15 protein-coding genes and 3 tRNA genes are annotated in these 18,287 nt (G+C 55.6%); 11 read left to right on the top strand and 7 right to left on the bottom strand.

Translation table 11 applies throughout. From position 1 onward, the window contains the following. Positions 1-51 precede the first annotated feature (51 nt). From PU624_RS06310 to argR, 3 genes are all read right to left on the bottom strand, one after another. On the bottom strand, positions 52-318 hold the full coding sequence (locus PU624_RS06310) for a YdgH/BhsA/McbA-like domain containing protein (protein ID WP_283546971.1): 267 nt from the start codon (positions 316-318) through the stop codon (positions 52-54). Positions 319-406: 88 nt separating this feature from the next. Further along, the gene (yhcN, locus tag PU624_RS06315; protein WP_283546972.1) at positions 407-670 is read right to left on the bottom strand and encodes a peroxide/acid stress response protein YhcN; all 264 of its coding nucleotides are present in this window, start codon (positions 668-670) and stop codon (positions 407-409) included. A 474-nt stretch (positions 671-1,144) separates the two neighbouring features. Beyond that, on the bottom strand, positions 1,145-1,615 hold the full coding sequence (gene argR, locus PU624_RS06320) for a transcriptional regulator ArgR (protein ID WP_009087485.1): 471 nt from the start codon (positions 1,613-1,615) through the stop codon (positions 1,145-1,147). Between the two features lie 440 nt (positions 1,616-2,055). Here argR and mdh point away from each other — a divergent pair, with 440 nt between their 5' ends. Next, on the top strand, positions 2,056-2,994 hold the full coding sequence (gene mdh / locus PU624_RS06325) for a malate dehydrogenase (RefSeq protein WP_283546973.1): 939 nt from the start codon (positions 2,056-2,058) through the stop codon (positions 2,992-2,994). A 289-nt stretch (positions 2,995-3,283) separates the two neighbouring features. Here mdh and mscM read toward each other — a convergent pair whose 3' ends face one another. The 3 genes from mscM to rsgA form a co-directional block, all read right to left on the bottom strand. After that, positions 3,284-6,613, bottom strand: coding sequence for a miniconductance mechanosensitive channel MscM (gene mscM / locus PU624_RS06330; protein WP_283546974.1), 3,330 nt, complete (start codon positions 6,611-6,613; stop codon positions 3,284-3,286). 14 nt (positions 6,614-6,627) lie between these two features. After that, positions 6,628-7,527, bottom strand: coding sequence for an archaetidylserine decarboxylase (gene asd / locus PU624_RS06335; RefSeq protein WP_090966242.1), 900 nt, complete (start codon positions 7,525-7,527; stop codon positions 6,628-6,630). A 171-nt stretch (positions 7,528-7,698) separates the two neighbouring features. Beyond that, entirely contained in the window at positions 7,699-8,748 is a 1,050-nt protein-coding gene (gene rsgA / locus PU624_RS06340; RefSeq protein ID WP_283546975.1) for a small ribosomal subunit biogenesis GTPase RsgA, read from the bottom strand. Positions 8,749-8,849: 101 nt separating this feature from the next. On the opposite strand from rsgA, the gene orn reads away from it, so the two are divergent. The 4 genes from orn (at position 8,850) to PU624_RS06360 (ending at position 9,834) form a co-directional block, all read left to right on the top strand. Further along, positions 8,850-9,398 carry an oligoribonuclease gene (gene orn / locus PU624_RS06345; protein ID WP_090966237.1) on the top strand — a complete coding sequence of 183 codons (549 nt, stop codon included), beginning with the start codon at positions 8,850-8,852 and terminating at the stop codon, positions 9,396-9,398. A gap of 154 nt (positions 9,399-9,552) precedes the next feature. Then, positions 9,553-9,628 (top strand) — tRNA-Gly (locus PU624_RS06350). Between the two features lie 28 nt (positions 9,629-9,656). Further along, a tRNA-Gly gene (locus PU624_RS06355) sits at positions 9,657-9,732 on the top strand. 26 nt (positions 9,733-9,758) lie between these two features. Beyond that, positions 9,759-9,834, top strand: a tRNA-Gly gene (locus PU624_RS06360). Between the two features lie 351 nt (positions 9,835-10,185). Here the strand turns inward: PU624_RS06360 and queG are convergent. Continuing rightward, positions 10,186-11,325 (bottom strand): tRNA epoxyqueuosine(34) reductase QueG, encoded by a 1,140-nt coding sequence (gene queG, locus PU624_RS06365; RefSeq protein WP_283546976.1) that lies wholly within the window; start codon positions 11,323-11,325, stop codon positions 10,186-10,188. On the opposite strand from queG, the gene nnr reads away from it, so the two are divergent. From nnr to hfq, 6 genes are all read left to right on the top strand, one after another. Beyond that, positions 11,324-12,844, top strand: a complete 1,521-nt coding sequence (gene nnr / locus PU624_RS06370) for a bifunctional ADP-dependent NAD(P)H-hydrate dehydratase/NAD(P)H-hydrate epimerase (RefSeq protein WP_283546977.1) — start codon at positions 11,324-11,326, stop codon at positions 12,842-12,844. The genes queG and nnr overlap by 2 nt on opposite strands. Beyond that, positions 12,841-13,317, top strand: a complete 477-nt coding sequence (tsaE, locus tag PU624_RS06375) for a tRNA (adenosine(37)-N6)-threonylcarbamoyltransferase complex ATPase subunit type 1 TsaE (protein WP_283546978.1) — start codon at positions 12,841-12,843, stop codon at positions 13,315-13,317. Before nnr ends, tsaE begins: the two co-directional genes overlap by 4 nt. Beyond that, a complete protein-coding gene (amiB, locus tag PU624_RS06380; protein ID WP_283546979.1) occupies positions 13,314-14,984 on the top strand; it encodes an N-acetylmuramoyl-L-alanine amidase AmiB in 1,671 nt (556 codons plus the stop codon). Before tsaE ends, amiB begins: the two co-directional genes overlap by 4 nt. A 46-nt stretch (positions 14,985-15,030) precedes the next feature. Continuing rightward, on the top strand, positions 15,031-16,896 hold the full coding sequence (gene mutL / locus PU624_RS06385) for a DNA mismatch repair endonuclease MutL (RefSeq protein WP_283546980.1): 1,866 nt from the start codon (positions 15,031-15,033) through the stop codon (positions 16,894-16,896). Continuing rightward, positions 16,889-17,839: a tRNA (adenosine(37)-N6)-dimethylallyltransferase MiaA gene (miaA, locus tag PU624_RS06390; protein ID WP_283546981.1), complete on the top strand. Its 951-nt coding sequence runs from the start codon at positions 16,889-16,891 to the stop codon at positions 17,837-17,839. The genes mutL and miaA overlap by 8 nt, the downstream gene beginning before the upstream one ends. Positions 17,840-17,942: 103 nt before the next feature. Beyond that, entirely contained in the window at positions 17,943-18,254 is a 312-nt protein-coding gene (gene hfq / locus PU624_RS06395) for an RNA chaperone Hfq (protein ID WP_010256116.1), read from the top strand. Positions 18,255-18,287: the final 33 nt, after the last annotated feature.

Consider the following 18,287-nt stretch of genomic DNA (forward strand, 5'->3'; position numbering starts at 1 on the left):
AGGCGGGTCGTCGATATGTGTCATGCGCCATTCAGGCGTCATTTCGGTTAATTATTTATAAAGCTCAGCGGTAACATGCCAGGTGTTGTCCTGGTTGTTCTCGATGATGCGATAGTGGCTTGCGCCCTGTGCATCGGCTTTCTCTGACAGCACCTGACGAATATGCGTCTGGTCGCCGTTACGTCCACCAATGCTGATGGTCTGATTCATTGTCTGCAGATCCTGAGCCTGTTCATTGGATACCAGGCTGGCTGCACTGGCGCCTGCTGAGAACAGGGATGCCAGGCTCAGTGCGGCAATCGCTAATTTCATTTTCATGATCAACTCTCCTGAAGTTTTTGCTTCAGCTCTCCGGAGCGCAAAAGGCGCGTCAGACAGAGAGCCACTGGCATTATCGGGTTACGCCTTAGTTGTACAGTGCGGCGGTAGCGTGATAATTGCCGTTGTTGTAGGCCTCAATCACGCGATAGGCTTTTGCGCCCTGCTGATCGGCTTTGTCGCTGAGTTGCTGCCTGATATCCATTGGTGAACCCGATACGCCGCTGACACTGATGGTGCCGACAGCCTGCAGATCCTGAGCCTGAGAAGCATTGATAGATTCTGCTGCCACAGCACCAAATGACAGGGCAGAGAGAATGCTCAGGGCAGCGATGGTAGTTTTAACGTTCATAGATATTTCCTCGTCGTCTATTTTTATCTTTCTAGTTAGTGTGATTTGCATCACGAAAAGAAGTATAGAACTAATAACGACAGAAATTAATATCCCGCTAATAATGTTTTTTTGTGATTCTTTATCCTTATGGCTACTTTTAATAACTTAACGTTATAAAAACCGGGTAAAAAATAGCCTTTGGTCTCTTTTTAATCACAAAAACAGTGAGATAGATCACTTTAACGTTTAGTGCGAAAGTCGGGGGGATATCGGACTGGAGATTGATCTGGATCCGGGCAATGTTACCGGATCAGTGATGTAAAGCAGTGTAAAATAGCGCAAAAGGTGAAGCAGAGTAATCGATCTGACCAATGGTCAGGCGCATTAAAGCGGCCTTTTACTCATCGCATCGTCGGGTAGATGGACGCAAAGCGTTAGGAAGCGAGAACAGGCTGACGGCCTGACACGAGTTAGCAGGCCGTCAGTCAGCGATCAGAGTTCCTGTTCAAACAGGTTGAGGATTGCGCTGTGCAGCTGCTTAACCGTAAAGTCGCGCGCACGGGTGATGAAGATCGTGTCATCGCCTGCAATGGTGCCAAGAATCCCTTCTGACTTACCCAGTGAATCCAGCAGGCGTGCAATCAGCTGAGCTGCGCCCGGACTGGTATGAATCACGACCAGCGCATCGTTGTAGTCGATATCCAGTACCAGGTTTTTCAACGGGCTGGTGGTAGTCGGCACACCCAGCTCAGCAGGCAGGCAATAGACCATCTCCATCTTGGCATTGCGGGTGCGCACTGCACCAAACTTAGTCAGCATCCGCGAGACTTTGGACTGATTGATATTTTCAAAGCCCTCATCCTGAAGCGCCTGAACAATTTCGCCCTGGGAACTGAATTTTTCTTCTTTTAATAAGGCTTTGAAGGCCTTGATCAGATCGTCTTGTTTCGATGGGTTTCGCATAGGTTACCAATAAATAGAGAGAATAACCGCGCAGCCGCCTGCGGCAGAGTGGTGATTATGCATTTAAATGCATTTTTATGCAATCGGTCGATTGATGAGCAGGGTTCGGGCGGCTAGCGGGCGGCGATAATAGCAAATAAATCCGCTCAGACCAAAACCCCCGTCACAGCCCCGGAAGGCGAAGGTTGCAAAGTTGTTATATTATTGGTGGTGTAGTAACAGAAGTAGTTACAGAAAACGCTCGTAGCCGTTCTCTGTCTGACGACGGCAAAGTTGTCGGTCATTCAGGCGCAATGATAAGTAACTTTTGAATCCGGCGATTAAGTGTGAAAACACGTAGAATTAACAGCGGATATTTATCATCGCCTGAGCAGTTGATTAAGGTCTGACACAGATAGAATTTCGGCCCATCTCTGCCCCACCTTAATAAGGAGTTAAGAATGAAAGTTGCCGTTCTCGGTGCCGCTGGCGGCATAGGCCAGGCGCTCGCACTTCTGCTCAAAACCCAGCTTCCCGCAGGTTCAGAACTCTCACTGTATGACATCGCGCCGGTTACGCCTGGCGTTGCCGTTGATCTCAGCCATATCCCGACTGCCGTTGCTATTGAGGGCTTCAGTGGGGAAGACGCGACACCCGCCTTGCAGGGTGCCGATGTGGTACTGATTTCCGCAGGTGTGGCACGTAAGCCCGGTATGGATCGCGCTGACCTGTTTAACGTTAACGCCGGCATCGTCCGGAACCTGATCGAGCAGGTTGCCACCACGGCGCCTAAAGCGTTGATTGGCGTCATTACTAACCCGGTCAATACCACCGTTGCTATCGCGGCAGAAGTGCTGAAAAAACACGGCGTTTACGACAAAAACCGTCTGTTCGGCGTGACCACGCTGGATATCATCCGCGCCAATACCTTTGTGGCCGCGCTGAAAGGCAAGCAGCCTGATCAGGTGGAAGTTCCGGTGATTGGCGGTCACTCTGGCGTGACCATTCTGCCGCTGCTGTCGCAGGTTAATGGCGTCAGCTTCAGCGAGCAGGAAGTTGCGGATCTGACCAAGCGCATTCAGAACGCCGGCACCGAAGTGGTGGAAGCCAAAGCGGGTGGCGGATCGGCCACGCTGTCGATGGGCCAGGCGGCGGCACGTTTCGGTCTGTCTCTGGTTCGTGCGCTGAAAGGCGAGGCGAATGTGGTGGAGTGTGCTTACGTGGAAGGCGATGGCGAACATGCCCGCTTCTTCTCTCAGCCGCTACTGCTGGGTAAAAACGGGATTGCTGAACGCAAACCGATTGGCACCCTCAGCGCTTTCGAACAGCAGGCGCTGTCAGGCATGCTGGATACGCTGAAAAAAGATATCGCCCAGGGTGAAGAGTTCGTTAAGCAATAACTGACGGCTCAGACTTGCAATAACGCCCGGCCTTGCCGGGCGTTTTGCTTGTTGGCAAATCCTGGCCCGCCTTAATTTAAGATTGAGCCCGCGAAGGAAACACGGTCAGATCGGAAAGACGCAAAAGCTGTCATCCATGACGTGCTCGGCCCGCGCCATTCCTGGCACGGGACGCTTTCCTCTTCTGACCGTGTTCCCTGCACTTCAGGTTTATGTACCGCTGTAAGATTAAAACTGAGCAGAGTGTGTCAGCAGAATGAAAACGCCCGGCAAAGCCGGGCGTTTTGCATTACAGGCCGCCAGATTTGTAGGCGCGGGCAGCGGGCGTACCATTGCTGGCAGGCAGCTTCTTGCCCAGGGTCTCCATACGCATCTGGAACGGCGGGAACGGCATCTCAATACCGTGCTGATCAAATCCGCTCAGAATCAACTGATGCAGCTCGTGACGCAGCGGCATACGGTGTCCCATCTCAGCGGCATGCACACGGAGTTCAAACAACTGAATCCCCTGCTGCAGATCGACCAGGAAGGCTTCCGGTTGCGGCGTGTCCAGAACATAGCTGCAGCGTTCCGCCGCCTGAATCAGAATGGTGGTTACCTGTTCACTGCTGACTTTCGCCGGCGCCGGAATGGTGAGCACCACGCGCGTCACGGAATCGGACAGCGACCAGTTTATAAACTGCTCGGTGATAAAGGCCTTGTTCGGCACGATGATCTCTTTGCGGTCCCAGTCGGTAATGGTGGTCGCGCGGGTATTGATCCGCGTGATGCTGCCGGTGAGGTCGCGGATCGTCACGGTATCGCCGATACGAATCGGCTTTTCGAACAGGATAATCAGACCGGAGATAAAGTTGGCAAAAATCTCCTGCAAACCAAACCCCAGTCCCACACCCAGAGCGGCAACCAGCCACTGCAGCTTCGACCACTCAATCCCGATCATTGAGAAACCAATCAGCCCGCCAATCAGCAGCAGCAGATATTTAGTCAGGGTTGTGATGGCGTAACCGGTGCCGGGCGTCAGATTAAGATGCTGAAGCAGTGCCAGCTCAAGCAGCGCAGGCATATTGCGCACCAGCTGGGTCGTAATGATAAACACCAGAATGGCAATCAGCACCGACCCCAGGGTGATGGGCTGAATCGACTCCACGCCCTGCACGGACGTACTGACATCCCACAGCTGAATATTCTCCAGGAAGCCAAAGGCCGAATGGATCTCTGACCACAGCACAATCACCGAGACCAGCGCGATCAGCATCAGGATAGAGCGAACCAGCCGCAGCGACTGCGCACTGATCGCATCCAGGTCAATCACAGGCTCTTCAATTTCAATCGCGTCCGTGTTCAGAGAGCCTTGCTCTTTCTCTTCTTCACTGCGCGCACGGTTAGCCAGCATGTCGGCACGGCGCTGACGGGCGCGATCAAAGCCGAGACGGCGACGCTGAATCAGCATCCAGCGCCGGATAATGTGATAGATAACCAGCAGCAGGAACCAGATGGCGACAGAAGTCTCCAGACGCGCCAGCAGTGCCTGCGCGGTCGCCAGATAACCTACGGCGGAGGCGAGGGCAGCCATCAGCGGCATGGCGATCATCAGATTCCACAACATCCGGTTTACCATATTCTCGCCATTTCCCTCTTTATCGAGATAGAGCGGAATGCCGGAACGTTTCAGGCTCACGGTCACGATGCTGATTGCCCCGCAGATCAGGATGAAACAGAGACGGCCCAGCGATGAGGAGAACTGCCGGTCTTCCAGATTGCCAAACGCGATCAGCAGCATAATCAGCGGCACAATTAATCCGATGCTCAGCGAGTAGTAGCGCATGGCGCGTGCCACCCGGTTCTGCGGCCAGCGGAAATGCACAATGAACAGGCCGTTAGGACGGGCAAAGGCGGCGCTGATCATAAATGCCCACAGCAGCGGTAGCGTGGCGGTAATGCCATCGCCAATCGCTACGGCGATAGGGTAGGGCCAGGCGTTCTGCAGACCATAACCCAGCGCACCCCATAGCACAGGCAGCGGCAGCGCCACCAGGATTGACCAGAACAGGGTACGGATGGTCAGGCGGAAACGATCCTGGGTGACCTTGCCGACTTTGCTGGCGGAGCGTTCGAGGAAAGCATTGAAGTGGCGGCGCGAGCTGATGCTGAAGCCGACCAGCAGCAACGCACCAATGATCGGCAGCACCGAGTTGCGGCTGGTAAACATCATCGCCATCGCTTTGCCGAGTTGCCCCAGCGTATCCAGCGACAGCAGACGGGAAAGATCTTTGGCCAGATCCAGCGGATAACTTAAACCAATTGGATTGACGTCGGCGGTCCAGAACAGATAGCGGTGTGTCGCCTCTTTCACTTCCGTCAGCGCATCCTGCAGCTGAGTGTTGCCGACCTTGAGTTTGGTGATTTCCAGAATCAGTGTGTCACAGCCGGAGATCAAAGAATTGAGCAACTCCCGCTGAGTGCGTAGCTGCGCATCAAGGATACGCTTCTGATCGGCGGTTAAGGGCTGACCATCGGTTTGCCGACCCTTGCGCAGCGCATCCTGGCGCTCCAGCAGATCCTCATAATAGAGACGCTGCACGCGAAGCTGTGCCATCTCATTATCAATCTGCTGCGACTTCGGCATCTCCGGCAGACGCGCGACCTGCGCCCGTAGCGCTTCGCCCAGCAGATTAGAGGCACCCAGCCACTGCGACTGCTCACGCAGGGTAGAGAGCGCCTGACGGACCTGAATAATCTGGTTGGTGGCCAGTCGCTGCTGCGACGCCACCAGATCCATGCGCTGCGCCTGCTGATTCAGGGCAACCGAGAGTTCGCGGTTAACCCGGAACTGATCGCTGATCTCAGGCGGCAGATCGCCACTGTTTTCTGCCAGTTGCTCGGTGCGGGCCAGTGCAACTTCCGCTTCACGTTGCCGCTGATCGTTGAGCTGGTTGCGCAGCGCCTGCAGATAGTTATCGAGCTGAGTCGCTTTACGCTGGTGGGCTTCAGCGCGCATCCGTGCCAGTTCCTGGCGGTTGTTGGCCGAAAGCTGTGCCAGCTCAAGCTCATCGACGAGTGCTTTATTCGCGGCGCTTTCCGCCTGACGCGCCGCCAGTTGCAGCTGGCCCTGCGGCGAACTGCTGCTGACGCCCTGCAACCGACGTTCACTCTCCGTCATCGCCCGGCGTGCTTCGGTCTGCTGCTGCGGCAACTGTGACAGAGAATCACTGATTTCCCGCGCCCGATCCTGCTCCTGCCGCGCCTGACGACCTTCTTCCAGCAACTGGCTGCTGACCTGGAGAATCTCCTGATCCAGCTCGGCGCTGCTCATGTTGTTGCGCACGGTTTTCCCGCTGTCACTCAGCGCGGCAATCTGCTGACGCAGTTCACGCGCCAGACGCGGGAAGTCATCGATGACCTGCTGATATTGCGCCGCGCGCTCCAGCGATTCATCGCGTTCAGAAAGGAAGTTTAAGGCGGCTTCAATCGTCTGGATCTGCTCCGCCTGCGACGGGGAGCTTTTGGCCGATTTTATCTCTTCCAGCTGCTGTTTAAGCTGGCTGGCGTCAGGAAGGCTGGCCGCAAAGGCCGGGCTGCTGAGCCACAGGCTCAGCAGCAGGAGGAGAATCGAACGCACAGAGGACACTCAATTTAATCGACGATGACGTCGGAAATGTCTGTTGCGACCGGCAGCGCGATCGCCAGCGGTTGACCCAGACGGGTTTTGCTTTCGGCTTCCAGGCTTTCAGCCAGTTTGACGCGGCCCGGTGCGAAGAGGTTGATGACGGTAGAGCCGAGTTTAAAGCGGCCCATTTCCTGACCTTTAAGCAGTACCACGGCGCCTTCATCATCCGCTGCCGGATAGTGCCAGCGCTTGATCACACCTTCACGCGGTGGCGTGATGGTGCCCGCCCAGACGGTTTCAATGCTGCCAACGATGGTGGCACCCACCAGGATCTGCACCATCGGTCCGATATCGGTTTCGAAGTAGCAGATGACGCGCTCGTTACGGGCGAACAGGTTAGGAATATTGCGCGCGGTCAGCGGGTTAACGGAGTAGAGGTCGCCAGGCACATAAATCATCTCACGCAGGATGCCGTTGCACGGCATATGGACGCGGTGATAGTCACGGGGTGCCAGATAGGTGGTGACGAACTCGCCATCAACAAACCGGGCCGCCATCTGCTCATCACCCGCCAGCAGCGCGTCGATGGTGTAGTGATGACCTTTAGCCTGGAAAATCTGATCGCCTTCGATGTGTCCGAGCTGGCTGATCGCGCCATCTGCGGGCAGGGCGATAAGGCTGGCGTCGGCATCCACCGGGCGTGCATCGTCTTTCAGCGGACGGACAAAAAAGTCATTAAAGGTGCGATAGCTGGCGGTATCGGGCTTGCGCGCTTCCGCCATGTCGACTTTGTAAAACCAGACAAAGATGTCAATGACCAGTTTGGTCAACCAACCACCGCGGCGACTGGCGCCCCAACCGGCAAGTTCAGTCAGCCATTTCTTCGGGAGAATATGATTCAAGCCGAGTTTTAAACGATCAAACACCTTAGCCTCCTGGCTATTTCCGGACGTAGTAAAAAAGGGGGCGGATTGTAGCAGCGCCCCGTTCAGATGGCGACTATACGCGATTTCCGGCACGCTGCACGGTCTGAACGCGCGACTGGAATACACTTCGCAAAATGCACCGGCTTATCTGTTCAGACGCGGTTATACCGATTAACTTTCACCATCAGGGAAATTTTTACGCGTTTTTACCTGCGCCATGCTCTCCAGGATACGGTGGTAGTTATCGAAGCGGGAACGGTTGATTTTTCCCTGTTCGACCGCTTCACGAATGGCACAGCCCGGATCGCTGCCGTGTTTACAATCGCGGAATTTGCAATCGCCCAGGTATGCACGGAATTCAATAAATCCGCGGGTAACCTGTTCCGGCTCCAGATGCCACAAACCGAACTCACGCACGCCAGGAGAATCGATCACGTCGCCGCCGTCCGGGAAGTGATACAGGCGCGATGCGGTGGTTGTGTGCTGACCTAAGCCTGAGCCATCCGACACCTCGTTGGTCAGAATCGCGACCTGCTCTTCTTTGTCGAAGCCGAGCAGGGCGTTCAGCAGACTCGACTTACCGACGCCGGACTGACCGGCAAAGATACTCACACGGTCGGTTAAGGCCGCTTTCAGATCGTCCAGGCCGTTTTTCGCCCGGCTGGAGACCATCACGACGCGATAGCCAATATCGCGATAGATATCCATCTGCTGATCGACAAAGGCGCGGGCCTTATCATCCAGCAAATCGGTTTTGTTCAGGACCAGTAACGGTTCGATGTCCAGCGTTTCGCTGGCAACCAGATAGCGGTCGATGATATTCAGCGACAGTTCCGGGAGAATCGCCGACACGACGATGATCTGATCGATATTCGCCGCCATCGGCTTCACGCCGTCGTAAAAATCGGGGCGGGTTAACACGCTGGTGCGCTCATGCACCGCTTCAACAATGCCTTTGCCGCCGCTGGTGGCCGGACGCCACAGCACCCGGTCGCCGGTTACCAGCGAACGGATAGTACGGCGGATATTGCAGCGGTGGGCGACGCCTGCGCTATCCTCAACATCAGCATGCATGCCAAAACGACTGACAACGACCCCATCTGCAGCTTCACCAAACAGGTTGTCATCCGCTTCCGGACGCTCTCTGCGCTGGTTCAGACGGCGATCGTGGTTAGCGCTTACGCGACGTTGTTGGCCTTTCGACAGTTTATTTTTACTCACTCACCCTCACAGCATTAGCCAGATTTCGCCCGGCTGGGCAAAACGTCTATGATACACCTTATTCATCGTGAATGACGACTACAGCAACCGCAGGAAACAGCATGGCTACTGGAAATGAACAGAATCTGATCTGGATTGATCTTGAGATGACCGGACTTGATCCGACGCACGATCGCATTATTGAGATTGCGACCCTGGTGACTGACGCCAACCTGAATATTCTGGCGGAAGGGCCGGTCATGGCCGTTCATCAGTCCGATGCGCAGCTGGCGCTGATGGATGAGTGGAATGTCCGCACGCACACTAACAGCGGTCTGGTTGCGCGGGTAAAGGAGAGTAAGATTGACGACCGCGCAGCGGAGCTGGCGACCATTGAGTTCCTGAAACAGTGGGTTCCGGCGAATACCTCACCTATCTGTGGCAACAGCATCGGACAGGATCGCCGCTTCCTGTTTAAGTACATGCCTGAGCTGGAAGCCTATTTCCACTATCGCTATCTGGATGTCAGTACGTTGAAAGAGCTGGCGCGTCGCTGGAAACCGGATATCCTGCCTGGCTTCAAAAAAGGCGGCACGCACCAGGCGCTGGATGATATCCGCGAGTCTGTAGCGGAGCTGGCATACTACCGCGAGCACTTTTTGCAGCTTTAACCGCCAGCGGGTGCGCATGAAATCACCAGTTTGCTGTTTTAATCAGCAAACGCGCAGAAAGCGAAAATTTTTGCTTTCAGACGCTTGCAGCAGCAACGATTTCTCGTATAATGCGCACCCCGTACCGGTGAAGAATTTATTAACGGTACAAGGCGCGGGAATAGCTCAGTTGGTAGAGCACGACCTTGCCAAGGTCGGGGTCGCGAGTTCGAGTCTCGTTTCCCGCTCCAGATTTAAAAAGTATGCAGTAACCTCTTTGCGGGAATAGCTCAGTTGGTAGAGCACGACCTTGCCAAGGTCGGGGTCGCGAGTTCGAGTCTCGTTTCCCGCTCCAGTTTTGATTAAGCAGTACCCTTCTATGCGGGAATAGCTCAGTTGGTAGAGCACGACCTTGCCAAGGTCGGGGTCGCGAGTTCGAGTCTCGTTTCCCGCTCCAGTTTTAACATCACCCCTGTTTCAGTCCGTTTTCCGGCTGTTTTACGTCGCGTGATTTTTGATTGTTTCCTGAAGGTTATCCACAGCACGATACCCCATCCTTAGCGCCCTTTACGGCGATCTGTAAATTGTTTCTGAACAGAGTTATCCACAGGTTTGTGCTTTAACCGAAGCGATAGCCTCATTATTAAATAAACACAACTTTTACATAAGTTGTTGATATTTATATCTATGAAAATATTTCAATATGTTATTTCGCAGAGAAATCAGCGTTGTTGCAGTTGAATGACAACAGCTTTTTATTTTTATTCACAGCATGTGGAAAACGATAACAGGTGCCAGACCTGTTCAATCACGCATCACGCGGTAAACCCTTCTCTACTGCACGAACCAGCCGCTTCTGCTGGGCAGGCTGCACTTCAACCACGAGTAGCTGTCGTTTCTGCTGCTGCTGTGTGATTGCCCACAGGATATGTTCATCCAGGAGTTCGCTCTCACCCACTCGTTGTTCTAACACCTGAACGATTTCGGGCGACCAGGGCGCATTACCCAGCGCGACGGCAATATTGCGCAGCCAGCGTAAATGACCAATGCGGCGAATCGCTGAGCCTTCAGTGATGCGTAAAAACTTCGCTTCATCCCACTGAAACAGATCGACCAGCTCCGGCGCATGCAACGCGGCCCGCGGTGAAAAATCACTTTCGTCACTGAGTTGTCCATAGCGATTCCATGGGCAGATCAGCTGGCAGTCATCACAGCCATAAATCCGGTTGCCCATCAGCGGGCGAAACGCTTCCGGGATAGCCCCCTCCAGCTCAATGGTGAGATAGGAGATGCAGCGACGGGCATCGACGACGTAAGGCTCGACGATAGCGCTGGTGGGGCAGATGGTCATGCAGGCGACACAGCGGCCACACTGCTCCGGCTGCGGGGTATCGACCGGTAGCGGAATATCGATCAGCAGTTCGCCGAGGAAAAACCACGAGCCCGCTTCCCGATTCAGTATCAGCGAATGTTTACCGGTCCAGCCGAGTCCCGCTTTGGCCGCCAGCGGTCGCTCAAGCAGCGGTGCCGAATCCACAAACGGGCGAAAATTCAGTTCGCCACAATGCTGCTGGATCATTTCCCCGAGCTTTTTCAGTCGATTGCGCAATACTTTGTGGTAATCACGACCTAATGCATAACGACTGACATAGCCCAGTCGGGGATTTTTCAGCGTGCTGGCAAAGGCGGCTTTGGCCGGGAGGTAGTTCATGCGGACGCTGATGACGCGCAGCGTACCGGGTAGCAGCTCATGAGGACGCGCCCGCATCATGCCGTGTCGCGCCATCCACTCCATCTCGCCATGATACTGCTTGTCCAGCCACGCCTGCAGGCGCGGCTCTTCCGCACTGAGATCGGTATCGGTGATGCCGACCTGCTGAAAGCCGAGATTTAATCCCCACTGTTTAATCTGTTGTGCGAATTGATGAAGATCGAGAGGGTATGACATGAGTGACCAGGATTCGAAGAAAAACAGCCGCAGTTTACCATATTCTGTCTGGCCTGCGCAGGCCGTGGCACAGCTTGAGCAACAGGGGGCCGATACACTCGGGATTACCCTGTATGAGCTGATGCTGCGTGCCGGACAGGCCGCTTATGAGCATCTGACTGCGCACTGGCCAGAAGCCAGCCACTGGCTGATTCTGTGTGGCCACGGTAACAACGGTGGCGATGGCTATGTGCTGGCGCGACTGGGTCAGGCGGCGGGCAAAACCGTTACGCTGCTGGCGTGCGAAAGTGAAAAAGCGTTGCCTGAAGATGCGCAGCGCGCGCGGGACGCATGGCTGGATGCGGGCGGTGAAATTCACGCGGCTGATGCGGCCTGGCCAGAGCAGATCGATGTGATTGTCGATGCGCTGCTGGGAACCGGCAGCAATCGTGCGCCTGCAGAACCCTATGCCACGCTGATCCAGCAGGCTAACGCCCATGCGGCACCGATACTCGCCATTGATATGCCTTCCGGCTTATCCGCCCGCAACGGCACTGCGCCTGGTGAGGTGATTAATGCCAGCCATACGCTGAGTGTGGTTGCACTGAAACCAGGTCAGATCACCGGCAAGGCACGAGACTATATCGGAAAGCTCTATTATGCCGATCTCGGTCTGGCCGCTTTTCTGGCGGGCGAAGCGGCGCCCATCGCGCGATACGATGCCAGCGCTTTAACCCGCTGGCTAAAACCGCGTAAACCGACCTCGCACAAGGGCAGTCACGGCCGGTTGCTGGTCGTGGGAGGGGATGCCGGTACCGCTGGTGCGGTGCGAATGACCGCAGAAGCCGCGCTACGCAGCGGTAGCGGGTTAGTGCGAGTACTTACTCACAAAGATAATATTATTCCGATTCTTACCGCCCGGCCCGAAATCATGGTCGATGAACTGACCGACGAACGGCTGACAGAAGCGCTGGAGTGGGCCGATGTTATCGCGATTGGACCGGGTCTGGGTCAGCGCGAGTGGGGAAAGCGGGCGCTGAAGCAGGTCGCGGGCAGTGAAAAGCCGATGCTTTGGGACGCGGATGCGCTTAACCTGCTGGCAATCAGTGCTGAGAAACGTCAGAATCGCATTATTACGCCGCATCCTGGCGAAGCGGCACGTTTGCTGAATATCGAGACCAGTGAAATTGAGAGTGACCGCTTACATGCAGCGCAGACACTGGCGCAGCGTTATGGTGGTGTCGTGGTACTGAAAGGTGCCGGTACGCTGATTGCCAGCGAGCAGGGCGAAATGGCCTTTGCGGATGTCGGCAATGCCGGTATGGCCTCTGGCGGTATGGGCGATCTCCTGAGTGGAATTATCGCCTCGCTGGTGGGTCAGAAACTGACGCTGTTTGATGCGGCCTGCGCTGGCTGTGTGGCTCATGGTGCAGCGGCCGATGCGGTGGCTGAAGAACGCGGTACCCGCGGTATGCTCGCAACTGATTTACTGGATCTGCTGTGGCAGTTTGTTAATCCTGAGATGAATAAAGAAGCATGAAGACCTGTGTTATCTCTTTGCCCGATGAGGCGGCTACGCTCAGTTTGGGCGCTCAGCTGGCGCGCGCCTGTGGCAGCGCGGCAGTCATTTATCTCTATGGCAATCTGGGGGCGGGTAAAACCACCTTCAGCCGCGGCTTTCTGCAGGCGCTGGGTCATCAGGGTAACGTTAAAAGCCCCACTTACACCCTCGTTGAGCCTTACCAGCTGAATGACCGTACGCTCTATCACTTCGATCTCTATCGCCTGGCCGATCCTGAAGAGCTTGAGTTCATGGGTATCCGTGACTACTTCAGCGGCGATGCCATCTGTCTGGTGGAGTGGCCGCAGCAGGGTGCCGGTTTCCTGCCGTCACCCGATCTCACCTTAACGCTGCGTTATGTGGGTGAGGCGCGTGAAGCAGAGCTGACGGCACAATCGCCGTCGGGCCAGCAATCGCTTGAACAATTTGGTCAGGGCAGGGATCAGGCATGATGTCACGGATGAAAATAGCGCTGGTATCCCTGTTACTGCTGGTCTGTACGCCCCTTTTTGCTGCCACCCTGTCCGATATCAAAGTGGCCAATGGTGACAGTCAGGCCACCATCACCCTGAACTTTGCCGGACAGCCTGTCTACGCCTTCTTCCCCCTGCACAACCCGAATCGCGTGGTACTTGATGTACGCCAGAGTGGCGTGGTGCAGGGGCTGCCGCTTAACTTCAGCGGCGAAAATATCGTAAAGCGGATTCGTACCAGCACCCCTAAAGATAAACAGAGCGTGCGGCTGGTGTTTGAACTGACGCAGGCGGGTAAAACCCGTGCGGTTACCCAGCGCAACGGCAACAGCTACAGCGTGGTCTTCACCATTACCGGTAAGGCACCCGCGGTTACGCGCAGTGTGCCTGCGCCAGTCACCGCCCCGCGGCCTGTGCCGACTCAGAGTGCCGACGCGGTTAACCCGTTTAATGCCAGTCCGGTAACGTCCGTGACCAGCACCGCCAGCACCGTGCGTCCAGGCAGTGCGGTCAGTCAGAATGACACCGTGATTGTGGCGATTGATGCCGGACATGGCGGCCAGGATCCCGGCGCTATCGGGCAACGTGGCCTGAAAGAGAAGAACGTCACGATTGCGATTGCCCGTAAACTGAGGGTGTTGCTGAACAACGACCCGATGTTCAAAGGCGTGCTGACGCGTGATGGCGACTATTTCATCTCGGTCATGGGCCGCTCCGATGTGGCGCGTAAGGCCAATGCCAACGTGCTGGTCTCAATTCACGCTGACGCCGCACCGAGTCATGCGGCGACCGGTGCGTCGGTCTGGGTGTTATCCAACCGTCGCGCGAATAACGAGATGGCTAACTGGCTGGAGCAGAAAGAGAAACAGTCTGAACTGCTGGGCGGCGCGGGCGACCTGCTGGCGAACAGTCAGGCCGACCCTTACCTCAGCCAGGCGGTACTGGACCTGCAGTTTGGTCACTCGCAGCGTGTAGGTTATGACATCGCGCAGAAAGTGTTGCAGCAGTTGCGTGGCGTAACGTCACTGCATAAACGCCTGCCTGAGCATGCCAGCCTTGGCGTGCTGCGTTCACCGGATATTCCATCCCTGCTGGTGGAAACGGGCTTTATCAGCAATTACTCGGAGGAGCGACTGCTTGGCAGTAGCGCACACCAGGATAAGATTGCGCAGTCGATCTACAGAGGTCTGCGCACTTATTTCCTGGCGCACCCGCTACAATCCATCCCAAAGGAGGAAAACCGGCCGCTGGGCTCGTCGCCAGTGGTCAGCGTAGCCAGTAATCCGGCGACCGGGGTAACGCAATATACCGGTGTGACTCAGCGTCATACGGTCGCGCGCGGTGAGACACTGTCCGGCATTGCCGCGAAGTATGGCGTCAGCATGGACACCCTGCGTGAGATGAATACCCTGAAGCGGGATGTGGTCTGGGTCGGACAGCGATTGAAAGTTCCGGCCAGCGCGGCGGCCAGTCGTACCACGCGCGCCGCGCCACGCGGTATGGTGCGCCATAAAGTTGTGGTCGGTGATTCACTGATCGGTATTGCCGCCCACTATGGCGTCAGCCCGAAAGCGATAATGCAGACCAATAATCTGAAGTCGACCAACGTCATGTTGGGGCAGAACCTGAAAATTCCTGCATCCTGATTGTTTGCCCGGCCACTGCGCCGGGCTGCCAGCTAAAAGGAAAACCATGCCGATTCAAATTTTACCGCCCCAGCTGGCAAATCAGATTGCGGCGGGTGAAGTAGTTGAGCGTCCCGCATCGGTTGTCAAAGAGCTGGTTGAGAACAGCCTGGATGCGGGTGCGACACGCATTGATGTTGATATTGAAAAGGGCGGCGCGAAGCTTATCCGCATTCGTGACAACGGCTGCGGCATCGTGAAAAGCGAGCTGTCGATGGCGCTGGCCCGACACGCCACCAGTAAAATAGCCTCACTCGATGACCTGGAAGCGATCATGAGCCTGGGTTTTCGCGGTGAAGCGCTGGCCAGTATCAGCTCAGTCTCCCGCCTGACCTTAACCTCACGTACCGCCGATCAAACCGAAGCCTGGCAGGCCTATGCGGAAGGGCGTGATATGACGGTGACGGTGAAACCGGCGGCGCATCCCTGTGGTACCACGCTGGAAGTGCTGGATCTCTTTTACAACACGCCGGCACGCCGCAAATTTATGCGCACTGAGAAAACCGAGTTCGGTCATATCGACGAAGTGATCCGGCGTATTGCACTGGCACGTTTTGACGTCGCGATTTCGCTGAGCCACAACGGCAAGATGATGCGCCAGTATCGGGCCGTCAGCGAGGAGAGCCAGCGCGAACGGCGACTGGCGGCGATCTGCGGCACCACTTTTATGCAGCATGCGCTGCGAATCGACTGGCAGCATGATGACCTCTCGCTGCGCGGCTGGGTCGCCGATCCGGCCGGCTCGCGCCAGGTCACCGATCTGCAGTATTGCTACGTCAATGGCCGGATGATGCGCGATAAGCTGATCAACCACGCTATCCGCCAGGCGTTCCAGACCCAGCTTCAGGATGACCAGCAGCCCGCTTACGTGCTCTATCTGGAGATCGATCCGCATCAGGTGGATGTCAACGTTCATCCGGCCAAGCATGAAGTGCGGTTTCATCAGTCACGTCTGGTGCATGATTTTATTTATCAGGGTGTGGTCAGCGCCCTTCAGGCGATGGCGGCACCCACCTTGCCTGCGCTGCAGGCAGAAGAACCTGCGCCGCGCTGGCAGCCTGAAAACCGTCAGGCGGCCGGGGGAAACCATTTTGCTCAGCCTGCGGCGTCCGGCGGTGAGCGAAAACCCTCAGCGCCCGCGCGTGAAGCGCAGCCTGCAGCGGCACCCGCCTGGCAGAACAAAGAGAATGTTTATCGTCAGCGTGAAGGCGCGGTTTATCAGCAGCTGCTGAAAACCCCTGTCAGCACCACTCCGCCGCCCAAAGCCCGCGAGCCGGCACCGCCTCTGGCTGAAAGACCCTCGCCGCTGGCGGCCCATGCCCAGAGTTTTGGCCGGGTACTGACGGTGCTGCACAATCACTATGCGCTGCTGGAGCAGGATCAGAAATTAATGCTGATGGCGCTGCCGGTTGCGGCGCGCTGGCTGAAACAGGCGCAGCTTGAACCGGGTGAAGAGGGACTTAAACCGCAGCCGCTGCTCATTCCGGTACGGCTGAAAATCGCCCTTGATGAGCGTCAGTCGGCCAAAGAAAATAGCAGCCTGCTCAATCAGATGGGCATCGATCTTCAGATCGAAGGGGATCACGTGACCCTGCGCGCGGTGCCTTTACCGTTACGAACACAAAATTTACAAATCTTGATTCCTGAGCTGTTAGGCTATCTCGCCCGGCAGCAGGAGAACTCTGCGACGCAACTGGCCCAGTGGCTGGCACGACGTCAGGAAACAGAGTCCTCCGACTGGAATCACTCACAGGCGATCAACCTGCTGGCAGAGCTTGAACGGCTTTGCCCCCAGCTACTGAAATCGCCGCCTTCAGGCTTATTACAGCCCATAGAGATTGAGAGCGCGGTTAACGCGTTGAAGCATGAGTGAACTAAACCAGGCTGGCCGGCCAAAGGCTATTTTTTTGATGGGACCCACGGCGTCTGGCAAAACTGCTTTAGCAATTGAGTTGCGAAAGCAGTTACCAGTGGAACTAATCAGCGTTGATTCTGCCTTAATCTATCGTCAGATGGATATTGGCACGGCGAAACCGTCGGCTGAGGAGTTAGCAGTGGCGCCCCATCGTCTGCTCGACATCCGCGATCCCGCAGAAGCCTATTCGGCAGCGGAGTTTCGGCGTGATGCTTTAGCAGAAATGGCGGAGATCGTTGAAGCCGGACGAATACCGTTGCTTGTTGGTGGAACCATGCTCTACTTCAAGGCGTTACTTGAAGGATTGTCGCCGTTGCCCTCGGCCGATCCCGAGGTTCGTCAGCAGATAGAGCAAACGGCGCGTGAAAAAGGCTGGGATGCTTTACACCGTCAGCTGTGTGAAATCGACCCGGTTGCCGGCAGTCGTATTCATCCGAATGATCCGCAGAGACTTTCGCGAGCACTGGAAGTTTTTTTTATTTCGGGTAAAACTTTAACGGAACTGACAAAAACATCCGGTGAAGCGTTACCCTACGACGTGCAACAGTTTGCCATCGCCCCCGCGAGCCGTGAATTGCTGCATCAGCGCATCGCGTTGCGTTTTGAGCAGATGTTGGCGTCAGGATTTGAAGCGGAGTCTCGGGCCCTTTTTGCACGAGGTGATTTGCATACGGACATGCCTTCCATTCGTTGTGTTGGCTATCGTCAGATGTGGTCTTATTTATCGGGCGAAATCGATTACAGCGAGATGGTTTATCGTGGAATTTGCGCGACCCGGCAGCTTGCTAAGCGACAGATGACCTGGTTACGCGGTTGGGAAAATGTTCACTGGCTTGACAGTGACGAGCCCCGGCTGGCGCGTGATACAGTGTTACAGGTTCTTAGTGCGAAGCATGGGTGATTGTGTACAATTGATGGGTTATCGTGCGCAAATTTTTACGCAGTTTTTTTCGAACCATAGGTTCTACTAGCAACAAACAACAAGCATATAAGGAAAAGATAGAATGGCTAAGGGGCAATCATTACAAGACCCGTTTTTGAACGCACTGCGTCGTGAACGTGTTCCGGTTTCGATTTATCTGGTTAACGGTATTAAGCTGCAGGGTCAGATTGAGTCATTTGATCAGTTCGTCATTTTGTTGAAAAACACGGTAAGTCAGATGGTTTATAAGCACGCCATTTCTACCGTTGTTCCTTCGCGCCCGGTTTCTCACCATAGCAATAATACCGGTGGCGGCAGCAACAATTACCATCATGGCGGCAGCAACACGACTGCGCAGCCACAGCCACAACAAGACGGTGATAACGCAGAATAACGCGTCACCGTACAGCCAGGAACGGAGAACAGA

Origin of the sequence: Pantoea sp. Lij88 (assembly GCF_030062155.1) — a bacterium.
Classification (GTDB): domain Bacteria; phylum Pseudomonadota; class Gammaproteobacteria; order Enterobacterales; family Enterobacteriaceae; genus Pantoea.

Excerpts from the sequence above, each read along its gene's own strand:
- orn (WP_090966237.1), top strand. The coding sequence starts at position 8,850 with ATGGCTACTGGAAATGAACAGAATCTGATCTGGATTGATCTTGAGATG.
- amiB (WP_283546979.1), top strand. The coding sequence starts at position 13,314 with ATGATGTCACGGATGAAAATAGCGCTGGTATCCCTGTTACTGCTGGTC.
- queG (WP_283546976.1), bottom strand. The coding sequence starts at position 11,325 with ATGTCATACCCTCTCGATCTTCATCAATTCGCACAACAGATTAAACAG.
- miaA (WP_283546981.1), top strand. The coding sequence starts at position 16,889 with ATGAGTGAACTAAACCAGGCTGGCCGGCCAAAGGCTATTTTTTTGATG.
- yhcN (WP_283546972.1), bottom strand. The coding sequence starts at position 670 with ATGAACGTTAAAACTACCATCGCTGCCCTGAGCATTCTCTCTGCCCTG.
- hfq (WP_010256116.1), top strand. The coding sequence starts at position 17,943 with ATGGCTAAGGGGCAATCATTACAAGACCCGTTTTTGAACGCACTGCGT.
- mutL (WP_283546980.1), top strand. The coding sequence starts at position 15,031 with ATGCCGATTCAAATTTTACCGCCCCAGCTGGCAAATCAGATTGCGGCG.
- tsaE (WP_283546978.1), top strand. The coding sequence starts at position 12,841 with ATGAAGACCTGTGTTATCTCTTTGCCCGATGAGGCGGCTACGCTCAGT.
- argR (WP_009087485.1), bottom strand. The coding sequence starts at position 1,615 with ATGCGAAACCCATCGAAACAAGACGATCTGATCAAGGCCTTCAAAGCC.
- mdh (WP_283546973.1), top strand. The coding sequence starts at position 2,056 with ATGAAAGTTGCCGTTCTCGGTGCCGCTGGCGGCATAGGCCAGGCGCTC.
- PU624_RS06310 (WP_283546971.1), bottom strand. The coding sequence starts at position 318 with ATGAAAATGAAATTAGCGATTGCCGCACTGAGCCTGGCATCCCTGTTC.
- nnr (WP_283546977.1), top strand. The coding sequence starts at position 11,324 with ATGAGTGACCAGGATTCGAAGAAAAACAGCCGCAGTTTACCATATTCT.